The sequence below is a fragment of the Mesorhizobium sp. ES1-4 genome (genome assembly GCF_020164745.1).
Taxonomy (GTDB): domain Bacteria; phylum Pseudomonadota; class Alphaproteobacteria; order Rhizobiales; family Rhizobiaceae; genus Mesorhizobium.
On sequence record NZ_JAIUGV010000001.1, the window covers coordinates 675,801 to 691,973 of the forward strand.

General features: G+C 62.6%; 11 protein-coding genes. 4 read left to right on the top strand and 7 right to left on the bottom strand.

Annotation, left to right across the window (positions count from 1 at the left end; all coding sequences use genetic code 11):
• Positions 1 to 70: 70 nt before the first annotated feature.
• The 3 genes from LB556_RS03445 to LB556_RS03455 form a co-directional block, all read right to left on the bottom strand.
• A complete protein-coding gene (locus LB556_RS03445; protein ID WP_224563635.1) occupies positions 71 to 3,436 on the bottom strand; it encodes an SPOR domain-containing protein in 3,366 nt (1,121 codons plus the stop codon).
• 103 nt (positions 3,437 to 3,539) lie between these two features.
• Positions 3,540 to 5,297 carry an arginine--tRNA ligase gene (gene argS / locus LB556_RS03450; protein ID WP_224563637.1) on the bottom strand — a complete coding sequence of 586 codons (1,758 nt, stop codon included), beginning with the start codon at positions 5,295 to 5,297 and terminating at the stop codon, positions 3,540 to 3,542.
• Between the two features lie 61 nt (positions 5,298 to 5,358).
• Positions 5,359 to 6,573: a deoxyguanosinetriphosphate triphosphohydrolase gene (locus LB556_RS03455; RefSeq protein WP_224563639.1), complete on the bottom strand. Its 1,215-nt coding sequence runs from the start codon at positions 6,571 to 6,573 to the stop codon at positions 5,359 to 5,361.
• 76 nt (positions 6,574 to 6,649) lie between these two features.
• Between LB556_RS03455 and erpA the strand changes: the two genes are divergently transcribed.
• From erpA to LB556_RS03475, 4 genes are all read left to right on the top strand, one after another.
• Entirely contained in the window at positions 6,650 to 6,997 is a 348-nt protein-coding gene (gene erpA / locus LB556_RS03460; RefSeq protein ID WP_224563641.1) for an iron-sulfur cluster insertion protein ErpA, read from the top strand.
• A 4-nt stretch (positions 6,998 to 7,001) separates the two neighbouring features.
• On the top strand, positions 7,002 to 7,394 hold the full coding sequence (locus LB556_RS03465; protein WP_224563643.1) for a VOC family protein: 393 nt from the start codon (positions 7,002 to 7,004) through the stop codon (positions 7,392 to 7,394).
• A 7-nt stretch (positions 7,395 to 7,401) separates the two neighbouring features.
• Positions 7,402 to 8,196: an exodeoxyribonuclease III gene (xth, locus tag LB556_RS03470; protein ID WP_224563645.1), complete on the top strand. Its 795-nt coding sequence runs from the start codon at positions 7,402 to 7,404 to the stop codon at positions 8,194 to 8,196.
• Positions 8,197 to 8,267: 71 nt separating this feature from the next.
• Complete coding sequence (locus tag LB556_RS03475; RefSeq protein WP_224563647.1) at positions 8,268 to 8,585, top strand: hypothetical protein; 318 nt, start codon at positions 8,268 to 8,270, stop codon at positions 8,583 to 8,585.
• A gap of 162 nt (positions 8,586 to 8,747) precedes the next feature.
• Here LB556_RS03475 and LB556_RS03480 read toward each other — a convergent pair whose 3' ends face one another.
• The 4 genes from LB556_RS03480 to LB556_RS03495 all read right to left on the bottom strand — a co-directional run bounded on the left by LB556_RS03480 (position 8,748) and on the right by LB556_RS03495 (position 15,877).
• Positions 8,748 to 9,596, bottom strand: coding sequence for a tetratricopeptide repeat protein (locus LB556_RS03480; protein ID WP_224563650.1), 849 nt, complete (start codon positions 9,594 to 9,596; stop codon positions 8,748 to 8,750).
• Positions 9,583 to 11,307, bottom strand: a complete 1,725-nt coding sequence (gene ilvD, locus LB556_RS03485; protein ID WP_224563653.1) for a dihydroxy-acid dehydratase — start codon at positions 11,305 to 11,307, stop codon at positions 9,583 to 9,585. Before ilvD ends, LB556_RS03480 begins: the two co-directional genes overlap by 14 nt.
• A 289-nt stretch (positions 11,308 to 11,596) precedes the next feature.
• Positions 11,597 to 12,733 (bottom strand): OmpP1/FadL family transporter, encoded by a 1,137-nt coding sequence (locus LB556_RS03490; protein WP_224563656.1) that lies wholly within the window; start codon positions 12,731 to 12,733, stop codon positions 11,597 to 11,599.
• 360 nt (positions 12,734 to 13,093) lie between these two features.
• Complete coding sequence (locus LB556_RS03495) at positions 13,094 to 15,877, bottom strand: valine--tRNA ligase (RefSeq protein ID WP_224563668.1); 2,784 nt, start codon at positions 15,875 to 15,877, stop codon at positions 13,094 to 13,096.
• Positions 15,878 to 16,173 lie beyond the last annotated feature (296 nt).

The following is a 16,173-nucleotide window of genomic DNA, read 5'->3' on the forward strand; positions in this document are numbered from 1 at the left end:
CATGAATGTCGCCATGTGAAAAGCCGGCGCGGCCTCGGGCCGCGCCGGCTTTGAACAAGTGGATCGACGTCTAGCGCGATACGAAGCAGTTACCGCCCGCGGCCTTGTAGCTGGTGCACAAATTGATGGCATCGTTGCGCGACTGGGCCGGAACGCGGACGCGGTAGAACGTCCCCTTGCCGGCAATCTCGGCCTTCACGATGTTGGCCGTGCGGCCGGAAAGCACGGCGCCATAGCGACGCTGCAAATCCTGGTAGGTCGACTGGGCACTCTCCACAGTCGGCTGCGAAGCGATCTGCATCGACCACGAACCGCTGCCGGTCGCGGTCGACGCCGGATCGATGGAAGCGACCTGATCGGGCTTGACCTCACCGACCACGTCGACCGGCTGGTCGGACGGACGCTGCGGCGCGATCGCAACCTTGGCTGGCGTGTTGACCGACTGCGCCTTGGCTTCAGCCTTGGCTGCGGGCTTCAGAGCCGGCTCATCGGCAGCCTGCGCAGCGGCAGGTGCAACGGTGCCAGTCTGGTCGGTGCCAGTCTGATCGGAATGAGTCTGGTCGGCATGAGCCTGATCGGCACCAGCCTGGCCGGCAGGCGCCACATGCTGTGGCGCCGGATCGGTCGGCTCCGCCGCAGCCACCTGCGGTGCTGCCGGTGCCGAATCCTCGCGCGCCATCAGTGAGCCGTCGGGCTTGACCACCATGGTCCTGACCTTGCGCGGCGCAACGGCAACGATATCGTTGTTGGTGCCCTTGTCGGCTTCCTGCAGGACTTGCGCGATGCGATCCTCAGACTTCGGCGTGGGCGCCGCATTGTCGGCGGGGGCCGCACCAGCGGTCGAAACGTCGCCGCCATTCGTGCCGGCGGCAACATTCTGGCCGGGAGAAAGATCGACGGCGCGGGCCGGGTCCTTCGCCTTCACGTCCACCGGCTCCTCGGCGTTGGTGACGAGCTTCTGCTGGACTGGCTCGGCGGGCTTCGCGCCCTTGACCACCGCGTCATAGACCTTGTTGTCCTGGTTCGGCACCACGGTGCCGCCGGGATTTTCCGGCTTGACCTTGATCGGTGAATTGTCGGCCTTGACGATCACCGGGGCTTCGCTGCCGCCCTTGCCGCCCAAAGACAGCGCGAAGGCGCCAAGACCGCCCGCGACCGCCACGGCACCGACAATCGCGGCAACGAACAGGCCGCGCCGGCCCGACGACCTGGCGGCTTCCTGCTCGCCAAGCCCCGGAACCGACATCGCTTCGTCCAGATCGGGATCGTAATCGAGTTCATCGACGGTAAAATCGTCCGCCTGCGTGGCAGGCTGGCTGCCGGGCAGATTGTCGAGGTCGAAACCTTCGGCAGCATCGGCATACCCCGAAGCCGCCGACGCGCGGGCGGGCATTTCCGCCGGCCGTGCAGCATAGGTCCGCGCTTCCGGCCGATAAGCCGGTCGCGATTGTTGATATCCCGGATTGACTTCGTCATATCGCGGATTGACTTCGTCGTATCCCGGCTTGCCCCCGTCATACCCCGGATTGAACCCGGTATTGTAGGATTCGTCGGCATAAGCAGCGGCGCTGGCGGCAGCAGGCGCGACCTCCACGGAATTCATTTCGGTCAGAAGGCTGGCGAACTCGGCGTCGAGATCGTCGTAACCGGACGCCCCCGGCTCGTCGTCCTCGAAATGCAACTCCGGAATGTCTAGATCGTCAGCCAGCGCCACGACGCGCTCCGGCACATCGACCGTCTCGACGTCGGGCATCTCTTCATAACGCGGGGACTGCCGCGCCTGCGGTGCCGATACCGGAGCCGTATAGGGAACAGCCGCAACCGGCTCGTCCCGATGGTAGGACGGTACGGCGGCCACTTCCGGTGTCGCCGTCCTGGCCGCCATCGCGGCAGCAGGCTGGGCGGCAAATGCCGGCTGTTGAGGGACTGGCGTCACGCGGCTCCAAGAGCGGGCCGGCTCCAACGGTGCGGAGCGATCCGCCAGCCAATCGAGCGAATCGTCCTGATCCTGCCGGGATGCTGTTTCGCCACGCGGGTCGACGCTCTCGGCCAGGGCCGCGTCGAAAGCATTGTTGTCGAAATCGACATCGCCCTGCTCAGCGGCATCCGAGCCGAAATCCTGGCCCCGATGGGTGGAACCGGAGTGATACACATCCTCGGCTGCTGGTTCATCGATATCCCAGTCGAGATCACCAACGAGATCGGCGGGTTCCTCCGGAACCTCTGCAGTCGCGGCGAGAGGCGGCTGAACGGGGGGCGGCGCCGGCTGGGTCACGATGGGTTCAGCATTGGCGGGCTGAGCACTGGCAGGCTCCCTGGCCGAAGGCAGCGTGCGCGCGGTCATGGCGCCAAGAAGCGCGTTCAACTCGTCCTCGAGGCTTGGTTCATCCGCGATGGGCGCTTGCGCCGGTGGCGCAATGGCTGCCTCGGGCGCCATCGGTTGCGCGGCCGTAGCCGCGGCGGCGGGCTCTTCGGGAAGCTTGCCAAACGCCTCGTCCAAATTCAGGTCGAAAGCGTCATCCGACACACCGTCGGCGCCTGAAATCTCGTCCTTGGTATCGACAGCGCCGGCAAGCAATTCGTGCGCTTGCACCTCATCAAAAGCCTCTGGCTCATGCGCCTGAACGTCAGAATCCACGTCAACATCGGCCATGGCATCGTCGAATTGGCCCACGAAATCCTCGTCGGAGATCGCCTGGGTTTCATTCGCAGTGGCCAGTGCCGGTTCCGGATATTCGACAGCAGTCGCTTGGCGATGATCCTCGGAGTGGTCGTCGAGCATCAGTTCGTCTTCGAGCGAGATCGCGACCGCATCGTCGAATTCCTGATCGGAGGCCGGCTCGACGGCCACCGGCGCTTCGGCAACCGGCGATACAGCGGCATACCGGGTCTCGTTCGCCTCGTCCTCGACATGGAAATGCTGATCGAGCGAGGCGGCGAGCTCGTCCTCCATCGCCAGATCGTCGTCAAAGGGCGAAACGTCTTCGAGCGAACTGGCGATAGCATTGTCGAAATTGGCGTCCAAGGCGGGCTCGACCGACGAGGCGGCTTCCGAGGCGCCAGCGTTCCCGGGGCTGGCGACGACTGTCCGGTCATCGACTTCAGTCATGTCCAGATGGAAATCGTCATCGAGCGACAGCGCCAGATCGTCGTCCGCCGCATCGACGACCATCGGCTCGAATGCCGGCTCATGAGTCTCGACAACTGGAGCGGCAACGCTGTCGCCAGCGTCGAATTCGCCCATCAGTTCCTTCTCGAGATCGATCTCGAAATCGCCCTCGGCCTGATCGGCGGCAGCGGCTTTCGGCTCCGCCGGCGCCGGCGGCCTGACGGGCTGGCGCGGGTCAAATCCCATGATCCTGGTCAGTTCCGCGAACGGATCATCGTCGGCGACGTCGTTGTTGTCGGCTGCTCTCAGTTGGGTTCTATCTGCCATTATTGTTCCCGAACTCGCACTCATTCGGACGCCATGGACGTCGCGCAGGGTTGGCCCTTACCAGCGCAATGTGGGCAAAAGGTGACAGGTTTTTTAGTCAAACCTAACGCATTTCGGTGGGCGCGGCGGCTCCGATCAACGTCAGGCCGGACGTCAGAACATCCGAAACAGCCTGCACCAGCCCTAGTCTGGCATGCGTCAATTCTCGGTCGTTAACCTTAACAAAACGTAAGTCCGGATTATCCGTGCCCCGGTTCCAGTGTCCATGGAAACTGGAAGCCAGATCATAGAGATAAAATGCCAGCCGATGTGGCTCGAGCGCAAGTGCCGCGGACTCGATCAGGCGCGGATATTCGGCAAGCTTCCTGATCAGGCCGATTTCACCTTCGTCAGTCAGCGATGTTGCCGCGGCCGACAGTCTGTTGCGGTCGAAATTCGCCTCCCCCAACTGTTCGCTCGCTTGCCGGAACACCGAATGGCAGCGCGCCGAAGCGTACTGTACGTAAAACACCGGATTGTCCTTGGACTGCTCCGTCACCTTGGCGAAGTCGAAATCGAGCGGCGCATCGTTCTTGCGGTAAAGCATCATGAAGCGGATCGGATCGCGTCCGACTTCTTCAACCACCTCGCGCAGCGTCACGAAGTCGCCGGAGCGCTTCGACATGCGGACCGGCTCGCCGTCGCGAAACAGCTTGACCAGATTGCACAGCAGGACGGTGAGCTTGACGTCGTCGCCGGCGATTGCCCGCGCCAAAGCTTCCAGGCGCTTGACGTAGCCGCCATGGTCGGCACCGAGAACATAGATCAGGTCGACGAAGCCGCGATCGACCTTGTCCTTCAGGTAGGCCACATCGGCGGCGAAATAGGTAAACGAGCCATCGGACTTGACCAGCGCCCGGTCCATGTCGTCGCCAACCGCGGTCGAGCGGAACAGCGTCTGTTCGCGGTCTTCCCAGTCGTCCGGCTTCTCTCCCTTGGGCGGCGGCAGCTTGCCCTTGTAGATATGGCCCTTCAGCGTCAGGTCGTTGATCGCCGAGCGGATCTTCCTGGCATTGTCTGCATGCAGCGTGCGTTCGGAAAAGAACACGTCGTGATGCACGTTGAGCAGCGCCAGGTCCTCACGGATCATCGCCATCATCGCATCGATGGTCCGGTCCTTGACGATGGCCAACGCCTCGTCATCCGGCATCTGCAGCAAGGAACGGCCGAACTCCCCGGCAAGGGCTTCGCCGACCGAGACGAGATAGTCCCCGGGATAAAGGCCTGCCGGGATATCGCCGATGTCCTCGCCAAGCGCTTCGCGGTAGCGCAGCATCGCCGAGCGCCCAAGCACGTCGATCTGCGAGCCGGCGTCGTTGATGACGTATTCCTTGGTCACGTCGTAGCCGGCGAACGCCATCAGGTTGGCGAGCGCGTCACCGACGACGGCGCCCCGGCAATGGCCGACATGCATCGGCCCGGTCGGGTTGGCCGAGACATATTCGACGTTGGTTTTGTGGCCGGCGCCGATCGTCGAGCGGCCATAGTTGCGCCCCTCGCCCAGCAGCGCCGAGAGATGCGCCTGCCAGAAACCATCCTTGAGCCGCAGATTGACGAAGCCTGGACCGGCAACCTCGGCGGCGGCGACATCGCTGTCGGCCCGCAGCGCTCCCGCCAGCTTCTCGGCCAGCGCGCGCGGGTTTTGTCCGGTGGGCTTGGCCAGCACCATTGCCGCGTTGGTCGCGAGATCGCCATGTGTGGCGTCGCGCGGCGGCTCGACCGCGATACGCGACAGGTCGGGCGAAACGCCATTGCTGTCTTTCAGCTCGAGCGCTTCGACAGCCTTTACGACTCGCGCGGTGAAATCGGCGAAGATGTTCATGGTGTATGCTCTGGCGGCTTTGTGACGAATCCGGCCCGTTGGCCGGCAAATCGAGCCCGCCCTAGCTCAAATCCGGGGTCCGGTCAAACAAACGCCTGTGTTCCTTGAGCGCGTAAGTGTCGGTCATGCCGGCCAGGAAGTCGGCGACGCTGCGCGCCTTGATGCGATCCTCTGCCCGTTCCAGCCCTTCGCGCCAGCCGTCCGGCATGGCGCGCGGGTCGGCGAAATAGACGTCGAACAGGTCCCGAACGATCTGCTCGGCGTCCGCACGCACCCGCATCACCTCCTTGTGCCGGTAGAGATGCTTGTAGAGAAAGGCCTTCAGTTCCCTCTCGGCTTCTGCCATCTCGGCGGAAAAGGTCACCATGGTCTCGCCCGCCGCCCTCACGGCATCGGCGCTCTGCGGCCCGACGCGCTCCAGATTGGCGGTTGTCGACTTGATCACATCCTCAACCATGTCCGTGATCTGCCGCCGCATCAATTCATGGCCGGTGCGCACGTCATCAAGCCTGGGATAGCGCTCGCGCACGCCTTTCAGGATCGCTCCCGGCAGCGAGACGGCCTCCAGCATGTCAAGCGTCAGCAGCCCTGACCGCAGCCCATCGTCGATATCATGCGTGTTGTAGGCGATGTCGTCGGCAATCGCCGCGCATTGCGCCTCGATGCCGGCGAACCGGTCGAGTTCGAGATCCTGCAGTTCCGAGTAATCGCGGATCGCCTGCGGTATCGGCCCTTTCAGACCCTTGCCGCTGCTGTCGGTCAGCGGACCATTGTGCTTGACCAGGCCTTCCAGCGTCTCCCAACTCAGGTTCAGCCCGTCGAATTCAGCGTAGCGCGCCTCGAGCCTCGTCACGATGCGCAGCGATTGCGCGTTATGGTCGAAGCCGCCCCAAGCCGCCATCTTTTCGTTCAGCGCGTCCTCGCCCGTGTGGCCGAAGGGTGTGTGGCCGAAATCATGCACCAGCGCCACCGCCTCGGCGAGGTCCTCGTCGCCACGCAGCGCCCGCGCCAGCGCGCGCGCGATCTGCGCCACTTCGATCGAATGGGTCAGCCGGGTACGATAATGGTCGCCTTCATGGGCGATGAAGACCTGCGTCTTGTGTTTGAGCCGGCGGAAGGCCGTCGAATGGATGATGCGGTCGCGGTCGCGCTGGAACGGCGTTCGGGTCGGACTTTCGGCCTCGTCGAACAGCCTGCCGCGCGAACGCGCCGGATCCGTTGCATAGGCCGCACGCGGCCGATAGCCGAATCCGATGTCGCCAAGCTCATTTATCATGGCTGATGCCGCCGCAGTTGACTTGCCCCGTCGCGCTTCATACCTATCATGTAAAACCGAAAGCAAGGTGACGCCCATGGGCGCGGATGCCAAGACCGCCATGAAAGTCGAGATGACCGAGGCCGCCGCCAGGCGGATCGCTCAAATTGTCTCTGGCGAGGCCGGCAAGACGGCGCTGCGCGTTTCCGTCGAAGGCGGCGGCTGCTCCGGCTTTTCCTACAAGTTCGATCTGGTCGATGCGCGCAACGACGACGACGTCGCCATCGAGAAGGACGGCGCCACGGTGCTCATCGACGATCTGTCGCTGGTTTATATGGGCGGCTCGGTCATCGACTTTGTCGACGATTTGATGGGCCAGTCGTTCCAGATCAGGAACCCGAATGCGGTCGCCTCCTGCGGCTGCGGCACCAGTTTCTCCATCTAGCAGCATGCCGGCCATCGGCGCGGTCCGTCAGGTCGCGCTGTCGGCCGGGCGCGATCTCGACGCAACGCTGGCCTTCTGGCGCGATGTGCTCGGCATGAACGTGCACGCGCGTTTCGACCCGCCAGGCATAGCTTTCATCATGGCCGGCGACGTCAGGATGTTGTTCACCGACGGCATTCCAGCCGGAACCGTCTACCTCGACATTGTTGGCCTTGAAGGCTTCCACGCCGAGGCAAAAGCCAATGGCGTCCCCTTCACCGCGCCGCCGGCGCTCGTCCATCGCGACACCGAAGGCCAGTTCGGTCCGGCGGGGGAAAGCGAATGGATGGCCTTCCTAAAGGACCCTGCTGGCAATACGATCGGCCTGGTCGAACGCCTTGCGCCGGAAGAACATTGAGGTCCCCATGAAAATCGTCACCTGGAACATCAACGGCGTACGCGCCCGACTCGGCAACCTTACCCATTGGCTGACCGAGAGCGCGCCTGACATCGTCTGCCTGCAGGAGATCAAGACGGTCGACGAGCAGTTTCCGCGCGCCGAGATCGAGGCCCTTGGCTACAATGTCGAAACCCATGGCCAGAAGGGTTTCAACGGCGTCGCGCTGTTGTCCAAGCTGCGCTTCGACGAGGTCATCAGGGGCCTGCCGGGCGACGATGCCGACGAACAGGCGCGTTTCATCGAAGGCGTGTTCTCGACTGACAAGGGGGCGCTTCGCGTCGCCTCGCTCTATCTGCCGAATGGCAACCCGATCGATGACGAGAAGAAGTTCCCCTTCAAGCTGTCCTGGATGGCGCGGCTCGAGCGTTGGGCCGAAGAGCGGCTGAGGTTGGAAGAGGCGCTGGTGCTGGCCGGCGACTACAACGTCATTCCCGAGCCGATCGACGCACGGTTTCCCGAAAACTGGCTGGGCGACGCGCTGTTCCAGCCGCGGACACGGCAGGCCTTCCGCCGGCTGCTGAACCTCGGTTTCACCGAAGCGGTGCGCGCGGTAACCGATGCCCCGGACACCTACACATTCTGGGATTACCAGGCCGGCGCCTGGCAGAAGAACAACGGCATCCGCATCGACCATCTGCTGTTGTCGCCGGAAGCCGCGAACCGGTTCTCATCGGCGTCGATCGAAAAGCATGTGCGCGCATGGGAAAAGCCGTCCGATCACGTCCCCGTGGCGGTCGACCTCGCGCTGCAGCCGGCCTGACGCAGACCCTTATGCCGCCAAACCGTCCGGACCTCCTGTCGCCACAATCAGGCGCATGATAGGAAATCATCATGGCGGCCAGGGTTCCCGTGACCATTCGATTTGCTCTTTGTCCGATCGGCTTGGCATTTGCCACGGCTGCGATCATGCCGGCCTCCGCCGCTCCGGAATGCCTTGCCAATGGAAAATCCTATCCCGTCGGCCAGGTCGCCTGCCTGACGGTTGCCGGCCAGAGTCATTTGGCCCGCTGCGAGATGGTGCTCAACAACACATCATGGACCAAGGTCGGGGACAACTGCCCAGAAAACACGACGGCGCCGCATGTCGATCCAACGCCGATCTCGACACCAGCGCCGGGCACGGTTCCAACGGAGCCGACCGAGAACTGAGTGGCTTAATTGGGCGGCAGCGCTCCTTGCTCGCGGCGACAGCTAGCCCTGCCCCCTCTCCCCGTCACTGCGGGAGAAGATGCCGGCAGCCAGATGAGGGCAGCGCCACGTTTCCAGATTGAGGAATTTTTCGAGACAACCGGCAGGAAATAAGTGCCGGCCCTACTGATCGGCGTTGTTGCCCTTGGTCAGGATGTCGTCCGCCAGCGAGATCGCGGTGCGCCGGTCGGCTTCGCCGGCAGCGGCGAAAGCCTCTTCCTGCATGCCGCGGATCCACGGCTGATCGGCCGGTGACGCGCGTTCGAGCGCCGCGGTCATCATCGCCAGGCCGCGCACGATCTTGCCGCTCTGGAACAACAGGTGGCCAAGCGTTGCCTGCGCACCGGCATGGCCCTTCTCGGCGGCGAGTTGGAACCAACGCCCGGCCTGCTTGATGCTGGCCTTGACACCGCCCTCGCCCTTCAGGAACATCTGGCCCATCTCGAATTGGGCGTTCGGGTTGCGGTAGTTGGCGGCGGCGCGCATGTAGTATTCCTGTGCCGCCACCTCGTTCTCGGTGACCGGGCTGCCGGGAATGCCCTTGCGCAGATAATCGCCCAGCGCCACCAGCGCGTCCGAGACGTAGCTTTCTTCCGGAGAGCCGGGCTCGACGTCCTGGTCGACGATCTCCGAGAAGAATTTGAACGCCTCATAATCGTCGCGGGCCACGCCGTCGCCTTCGGCATACATGCGTGCAAGCTTCCAGGTGGCGCCGATCTGGCCGTTCTCGGCGGCGTATTTATAGGCCTCGGCGGCCTGCTCCTTATGGCCGTTCTTGTAGGCGGAGAACCCGAACTGGAACACCGCCCAAGGGCTGGACTGCGGCTTCACGCCGGTCTTGTCGTCGAACACCTTGTCGTCGAAGGCCATGGCCTGCCCCACGGCGCCAAAGATCGCAACCGCGACCAGTGCCGAAAGGACAGATGACTTCAACAACTCTGGTGTCGACTTCAACAACTCAGATGTCCGCATAGCAATGTGTTTCTTTCGCACCGCCCGGATGGGTGACCGCGCCATCCCTGGCCGACCCTACCGTCTGTGCGTATTTCCATATCGCGCCCGACTGATAGTCGGTTGTGCGCGCCTTCCATGTCGTCGCCCTTGCCGCCAGTTCGGACTCCGTCAGCGCCACGTCGATCGTGCCGTTCACGGCGTCGATCGTGATCACGTCGCCATCCCTGATGAGACCGATCGGACCGCCAACCGCTGCTTCCGGCCCGACATGGCCGATGCAAAAGCCGCGCGTCGCGCCTGAGAAACGGCCGTCGGTGATCAGCGCCACCTTGCCGCCCATGCCCTGGCCGTAGAGTGCCGCCGTCGTCGACAGCATCTCGCGCATGCCAGGACCGCCGCGCGGCCCTTCATAGCGGATGACCAGGACCTCGCCTTCCCGGTAGGCACGGTTCGTCACCGCCTCAAAACATTCCTCTTCCGAATCGAAGCAACGCGCCGGGCCGGAGAATTTCAACTCCACCATGCCCGCGACCTTCACGATCGCGCCTTCGGGGGCAAGGTTTCCCTGCAACCCCACGACGCCGCCGGTTTGGGTAATTGGCCGGTTGGCAGGGCGGACCACATCCTGATGTTCATTCCAGGCAACGTGCTGCATATTTTCGGCCAAAGTACGGCCAGTGACCGTCAGGCAATCGCCATGCAGATAGCCGTGGTCGAGCAACGTTTTCATCAGCAGCGGAATGCCACCGGCCTCGAACATGTCCTTGGCGACATATTTGCCGCCTGGCTTGAGGTCGGCGATATAAGGCGTCTTCTCGAAGATCTTCGCCACGTCGAACAGGTCGAACTTGATGCCCGCCTCATGCGCGATCGCCGGCAGGTGCAGCGCCGCATTGGTCGAGCCGCCGGTTGCCGAAACCACGGTCGCCGCATTTTCAAGTGCCTTCAGCGTGACGATGTCGCGCGGTCGAATGTTTTTGGCGACGAGTTCCATGATCTTTTCGCCGGAAGCGAAATTGAAGCGGTCACGCATTTCGTAAGGCGCCGGCGCGCCGCAGGAATAGGGCAGCGCGAGACCGATCGCCTCGGCGACGGTGGCCATGGTGTTGGCGGTGAACTGGGCGCCGCAGGAACCGGCCGACGGACAGGCGGCCTGCTCGATTTCAAGCAGTTCGGCATCACCGATCGTGCCGACCGAGTGCTGGCCGACCGCCTCGAACACATCCTGCACGGTGATCTGGCGGCCGCGATAGCTGCCTGGCAGGATCGAACCGCCATAGATGAAGATCGACGGCACGTTGAGCCGCACCATGGCCATCATCATGCCCGGCAGCGACTTGTCGCAGCCGGCGAGACCGACCAGCGCGTCGTAGCAATGACCGCGCATGGTGAGCTCGACCGAATCGGCGATGACCTCGCGCGACACCAGCGACGACTTCATGCCCTGGTGGCCCATGGCGATGCCGTCGGTGACGGTGATGGTGCAGAATTCGCGCGGCGTGCCGTTGGCGGCCGCCACGCCCTTCTTGACCACCTGCGCCTGGCGCATCAGCGAGATGTTGCAAGGTGCTGCTTCGTTCCAGCAGGAGGCAACGCCGACCAGGGGCTGCGCGATCTCGGCGGCGGAAAGCCCCATGGCATAGAGATAGGACCGGTGCGGCGCACGTGCCGGACCGACAGTCACATGGCGGCTAGGGAGCTTAGCCTTTGAAACGACCTTGGCGTCCATTCTCTTCCTTGCCGCGGGCGGTGCGGCCTGTCCCATCGCCGAGCCTTCTGGCGCGCATCCCGGGACCAATTCGAGGTGCGCCGGGTTTATGGCGGGAAATGGGCAACTTCCTCGGCCTGACCTTTAGCGCAGGGGTTGCTCAGAGAGTGTTGCCGAAACGTCACAATCGCAGGAGGCGGCCCCAGTGCGGCTAATATGCAACGCCCTTTGGCTAACGGGATCCTCGACGAGGTCCGGCCCGACAAAAAGGCCGGGCAATGCCCGGCCTTTCACGTTCAATTTCAGATAGTTACCACTTGATGCTGTAGCCACCCGACAGCGCATAGCCCCAATCGCCCTGCACGGTACGATTGAGCAAAGAAGGCGTATACTGGGTCTCGGACACGGACGCCAGATAGATCGCGGCAACACCCAATCGAAGTTCACCGCCTAGCTTATCCTTCATCGCGACGCCGGTACCGACTGTGTAGGTATCCCCCGTCAAATCCCAACCGGTGCTCACACCCCGGTCATAGGACGCGAAGATGGTTCCAGAAAACTGGTCGTTGAACTTATGACCAACGCCGCCCGTGACGGTCCAGCCATCGCGCCAAAAATAGTCATTGCCGTTCTCGATTCCTAAGGTCGGGGAGTGAAGGTTCAACTGCTTGGTAACCGACCAATCTGTCCACTTGACACTACCATAGACAAGCCAGTCTGGTGCTACGCCGGTTTGAGCCTTGAACTCCAGCGACTGTGGGAACTTGGTGTCGCCCGTCGCAGGCTGGGTGATGGACACTGGGAAGGGACTCAGCGGAGGGCTAGCAGTCGCCGAACCGGACGCATCGATCGATACACCGGAACGGTACATCAACTGTGCGCGTAACGCGATCTCTGGAATTTCGTAGGCAACGCCCGCACGCCACCCCAGATTGCTGTCCTTCAGATTGACATTAAGCAATCCAGCAACAGCGAGGAGATTGTAGTCGACATCCTCATGGTAGACGCCGCCAAGCACCCAAAAGCGGCCTTTCCTCAAATCAAATTTCACACCGCAGGTGACTGCGCCCTCGTAGATTGTAAAATTTTCCTTGAGCTTCAAAAGAGTTCCACTGGGCGACGACCATGTCGCTCCACCGCCATAAGATTCTGTGTAGGTACCTGCGCAAGATAGGCTGTCCGACAGCTTGAATTTCACAGCGGCCGAAGGGACAGCGTAAGCGTCTGCATAGTTCTCGCCAACCAAACTGGGATTGAGCAGGTTTTTGGAATATTTTCTCGTCGGCGCGACATAGGTCACGCTGGTGCGCATGTTGAAATTGCCGTCCTCAAAAAGAATGTCGGTATCGGCCGTGCCGCGCGAGAAGCCGCCGGCGTGCGCCGAGCCCATCAAAGCCAGCGAAAAACACCCCGCCCCCAGCAGTGCTTTCAAACGCAGATTGTTCATGAATGTCCTCCCCGAATAACCTAGTGGATCAAGCTAGAACCAATTCGGGTTAACGGCGCAACAACGAATTCAAGAGCCGTACACGTACATGTGACCCAAACGCATTTCCGACAAAATTCAAGCCGGAGTCACGCGGCCAAAACCATTCATCTCGACATCAATCGGCGGTAAAAAGCGGGAGAAAACGGCCCAAAAAGGTCGAAAATGACCAGTTTTAAGGGGTCAATGGCCTCATTGTTACATTATGGCAACAATGAGGTAAAAGTTTCCGTTTACGTCAACATTAACGCAACGGAATGCCTCTTTTCGAGGCAGTTGACGCATGGTAATTCGCGCCGGCGCAAGGGCGACTCCCGTTCTTCAGCCGGCTTCACGAACCCTGGTCAACGCCACTGAAAGCTTGTCCTGGGTGTCGCGATATTCGGCCAGCTTTTCGCGCTCGGCATCGACGATCTCGGCCGGCGCGCTGGCGACGAACCGCTCGTTGGACAGCTTCTTGTGCAGGCGCGCGATTTCCTCGGTCACCTTGGCCAGTTCCTTCTGCAGCCGCGCGGCCTCCGCGGCGAGATCGATCAGGCTGCCGAGCGGCAGACAGATCGTCGCCTCGTTGAGCACGATCTGTGCCGAGCCCTTGGGTGCGGCATCGGCGAGCGAGATGTCACCAACGCGCGCCAGCCGCTTGATCGCGGAATCCTCGCGAACCAGCCGTTCGCGCGTCACGTCGTTGGCACCGACCACGACCAGCGGCGCGATGGCCGCCGGCGGCACATTCATCTCCGAGCGCACCGAGCGGATGCCGGAGACGAGATCGACCAGCCAGTTGATGTCCGCGGCAGCTTCAGCATCCTCGAAGTCCGGCGACGGCCATGCGGCGTGGCACAGCAGCGAGGCTCGTTCCCTGCCCTCGCCCGCGGTCTGCGCCCACAGCTCTTCGGTCATGAACGGCATCATCGGATGCAGGAGCTTGTAGATCTCGTCGAGCACGAAGGCCACGCAGGCGCGGCTTTCGGCCTTGGCCGCCTCGTCCGTGCCCATGAACACCGGCTTCAGCAGTTCCAGATACCAGTCGCAGAACAGGTTCCAGACGAAGCGGTAGGCGGCTCCCGCCGCCTCGTTGAAGCGGTATGAGGTGATGCCGTCGGTGACCTCGCGCGCGGCGCGCGTCAGCTCGGTCAGGATCCAGCGGTTGACCGCCAGCTTGGCGTCGTTCAGCCAGAAATCGTCATTGCGCGCGACTTCGTTCATCTCGGCGAAGCGCGTGGCGTTCCACAGCTTGGTGCCGAAATTGCGGTAGCCGGCGATGCGCGCCGGGTCGAGCTTCACGTCACGCCCCTGCGCCGCCATCACGGCGAGCGTGAAACGCAGCGCGTCGGCGCCATATTCATTGATAAGGTCGAGCGGATCGATGACGTTGCCTTTCGACTTCGACATCTTGGCGCCGTTCTTGTCGCGCACCAGCGCATGCACATAAACCGTGTGGAACGGCTCCTCGTCCATGAAGTGCAGGCCCATCATCATCATGCGGGCGACCCAGAAGAAGATGATGTCGAAGCCGGTCACCAGCACGTCGGTCTGGTAATAGGTTTTCAATTCCGGCGTCTCATCCGGCCAGCCCAGCGTCGAGAACGGCCACAGCGCCGAGGAGAACCAGGTGTCGAGCACGTCCTCGTCGCGGGTCAGGATCTCGCCCGGCTTGAAGTTTTCCAGCTTGTCCTCGACCCAGGCCTTCCAGGGCCCTTCCAGCGCCAGATAATATTCGATCGCCGCGCCCAGCGCCTCTTCCTCGGTCTTCTCGACGAAGACACGCCCGTCAGGGCCGTACCAGGCCGGGATCTGATGCCCCCACCAGAGCTGGCGCGAGATGCACCAGGGCTGGATGTTCTCCATCCAGTCGAAATAGGTTTTCTCCCAATTCTTCGGCACGAAGTTGGTACGCCCCTCCCGCACCGAGGCGATCGCCGGCTTGGCCAGTTCCACCGCGTTGGCGTACCACTGCTCGGTGAGGAACGGTTCGATCGGCACCCCGCCGCGGTCGCCATGCGGCACGGCATGGCGATGCGGTTCGACCTTGTCGAGGAAGCCGCCGGCTTCCATCAGTTCGACGATCTTCTTGCGCGCAACGAAACGGTCGAGGCCGTCGAGTTCGTCCCAGACGGCCTGACGCTCCGGCGTCACGTCGAGGCCGGCGAGGAAATCCTCATTGTCCCTAAGCTTGATGGCGGCTTCGACGGTCAGGATGTTGATCGCCGGCAGCTTGTGGCGCTTGCCGACCTCGAAGTCGTTGAAATCATGCGCGGGCGTGATCTTGACTGCTCCGGAGCCCTTTTCCGGATCGGAATACTCGTCCGCCACGACAGGTATCTTGCGCTGGACGATCGGCAGAACGACGTTCCTGCCGACGAGATGCCGGAACCGCTCGTCGTCCGGATGCACAGCGACAGCCGTATCGCCCAGCATCGTCTCCGGGCGCGTCGTCGCCACGACGATGAAGGTCTTCGGGTTTTCCGGATCGAAGGTCGCGCCTTCGATCGGATAGCGGAAGTGCCAGAGATTGCCGTTGACCTCCTGCTGCTCGACCTCGAGATCGGAGATCGCGGTCAACAGTTTCGGGTCCCAGTTCACAAGACGCTTGTCCTTGTAGATCAGCCCTTCCTTGTAGAGCGTGACGAACACTTCGAGCACGGCCTTGGAGAGGCCCTCGTCCATGGTGAAGCGTTCGCGCGACCAGTCGGCGGAAGCGCCGAGACGCTTCAGCTGGTTGAAGATCGCACCACCCGATTCGGCCTTCCACTCCCACACTTTCTCGATGAACTGTTCGCGCGTCAGATCGCGGCGGTGGATCTGCTTTTCCATCAGCTGGCGCTCGACCACCATCTGGGTGGCGATGCCGGCATGGTCCATGCCGGGCTGCCACAGGACGTTCTTGCCGCGCATGCGCTCGAAGCGAACGAGTATGTCCTGCAGCGTGTTGTTGAGCGCATGGCCCATATGCAGCGAACCGGTGACGTTGGGCGGCGGAATGACGATGGTGAAGGCCTCGGCCCCCTCCTCCGCCCCGGCGCCGGCGCGAAACGCATCGGCTTCCTCCCACACCTTGGCGATCTTCGGCTCGACGGTCTTGGCGTCGTAAGTCTTTTCAAGCATGGGAAACCGGTCCGCGCTGTCGGGAATTTTGCTGGTTCGGTGTAAATCGGAAGGTCTTGGCCAAGTCAACCGCGAGGGCCGCCTGGCCATCACAAGCAGATAGGCGCGGCCTTGTTCATTTCAACGAAGGCCGCGCGGTGACATCACAAGGCGTCACCGCGAACCGAGCCCTGGGGCTCCCGCACCTTCATTGTCAGCGACCCGGACGGCAACTTGATCGCCTTCGCCAGTTCGGCAACCAGCGGCTGATCTCATCACAACGACAAACGCCGCCTCGGCGGCGGCGTTTCTTCCGG

Coding starts and splice junctions, on each gene's coding strand:
- LB556_RS03445 (WP_224563635.1), bottom strand. CDS start 3,436: ATGGCAGATAGAACCCAACTGAGAGCAGCCGACAACAACGACGTCGCC.
- argS (WP_224563637.1), bottom strand. CDS start 5,297: ATGAACATCTTCGCCGATTTCACCGCGCGAGTCGTAAAGGCTGTCGAA.
- LB556_RS03455 (WP_224563639.1), bottom strand. CDS start 6,573: ATGATAAATGAGCTTGGCGACATCGGATTCGGCTATCGGCCGCGTGCG.
- erpA (WP_224563641.1), top strand. CDS start 6,650: ATGGGCGCGGATGCCAAGACCGCCATGAAAGTCGAGATGACCGAGGCC.
- LB556_RS03465 (WP_224563643.1), top strand. CDS start 7,002: ATGCCGGCCATCGGCGCGGTCCGTCAGGTCGCGCTGTCGGCCGGGCGC.
- xth (WP_224563645.1), top strand. CDS start 7,402: ATGAAAATCGTCACCTGGAACATCAACGGCGTACGCGCCCGACTCGGC.
- LB556_RS03475 (WP_224563647.1), top strand. CDS start 8,268: ATGGCGGCCAGGGTTCCCGTGACCATTCGATTTGCTCTTTGTCCGATC.
- LB556_RS03480 (WP_224563650.1), bottom strand. CDS start 9,596: ATGCGGACATCTGAGTTGTTGAAGTCGACACCAGAGTTGTTGAAGTCA.
- ilvD (WP_224563653.1), bottom strand. CDS start 11,307: ATGGACGCCAAGGTCGTTTCAAAGGCTAAGCTCCCTAGCCGCCATGTG.
- LB556_RS03490 (WP_224563656.1), bottom strand. CDS start 12,733: ATGAACAATCTGCGTTTGAAAGCACTGCTGGGGGCGGGGTGTTTTTCG.
- LB556_RS03495 (WP_224563668.1), bottom strand. CDS start 15,877: ATGCTTGAAAAGACTTACGACGCCAAGACCGTCGAGCCGAAGATCGCC.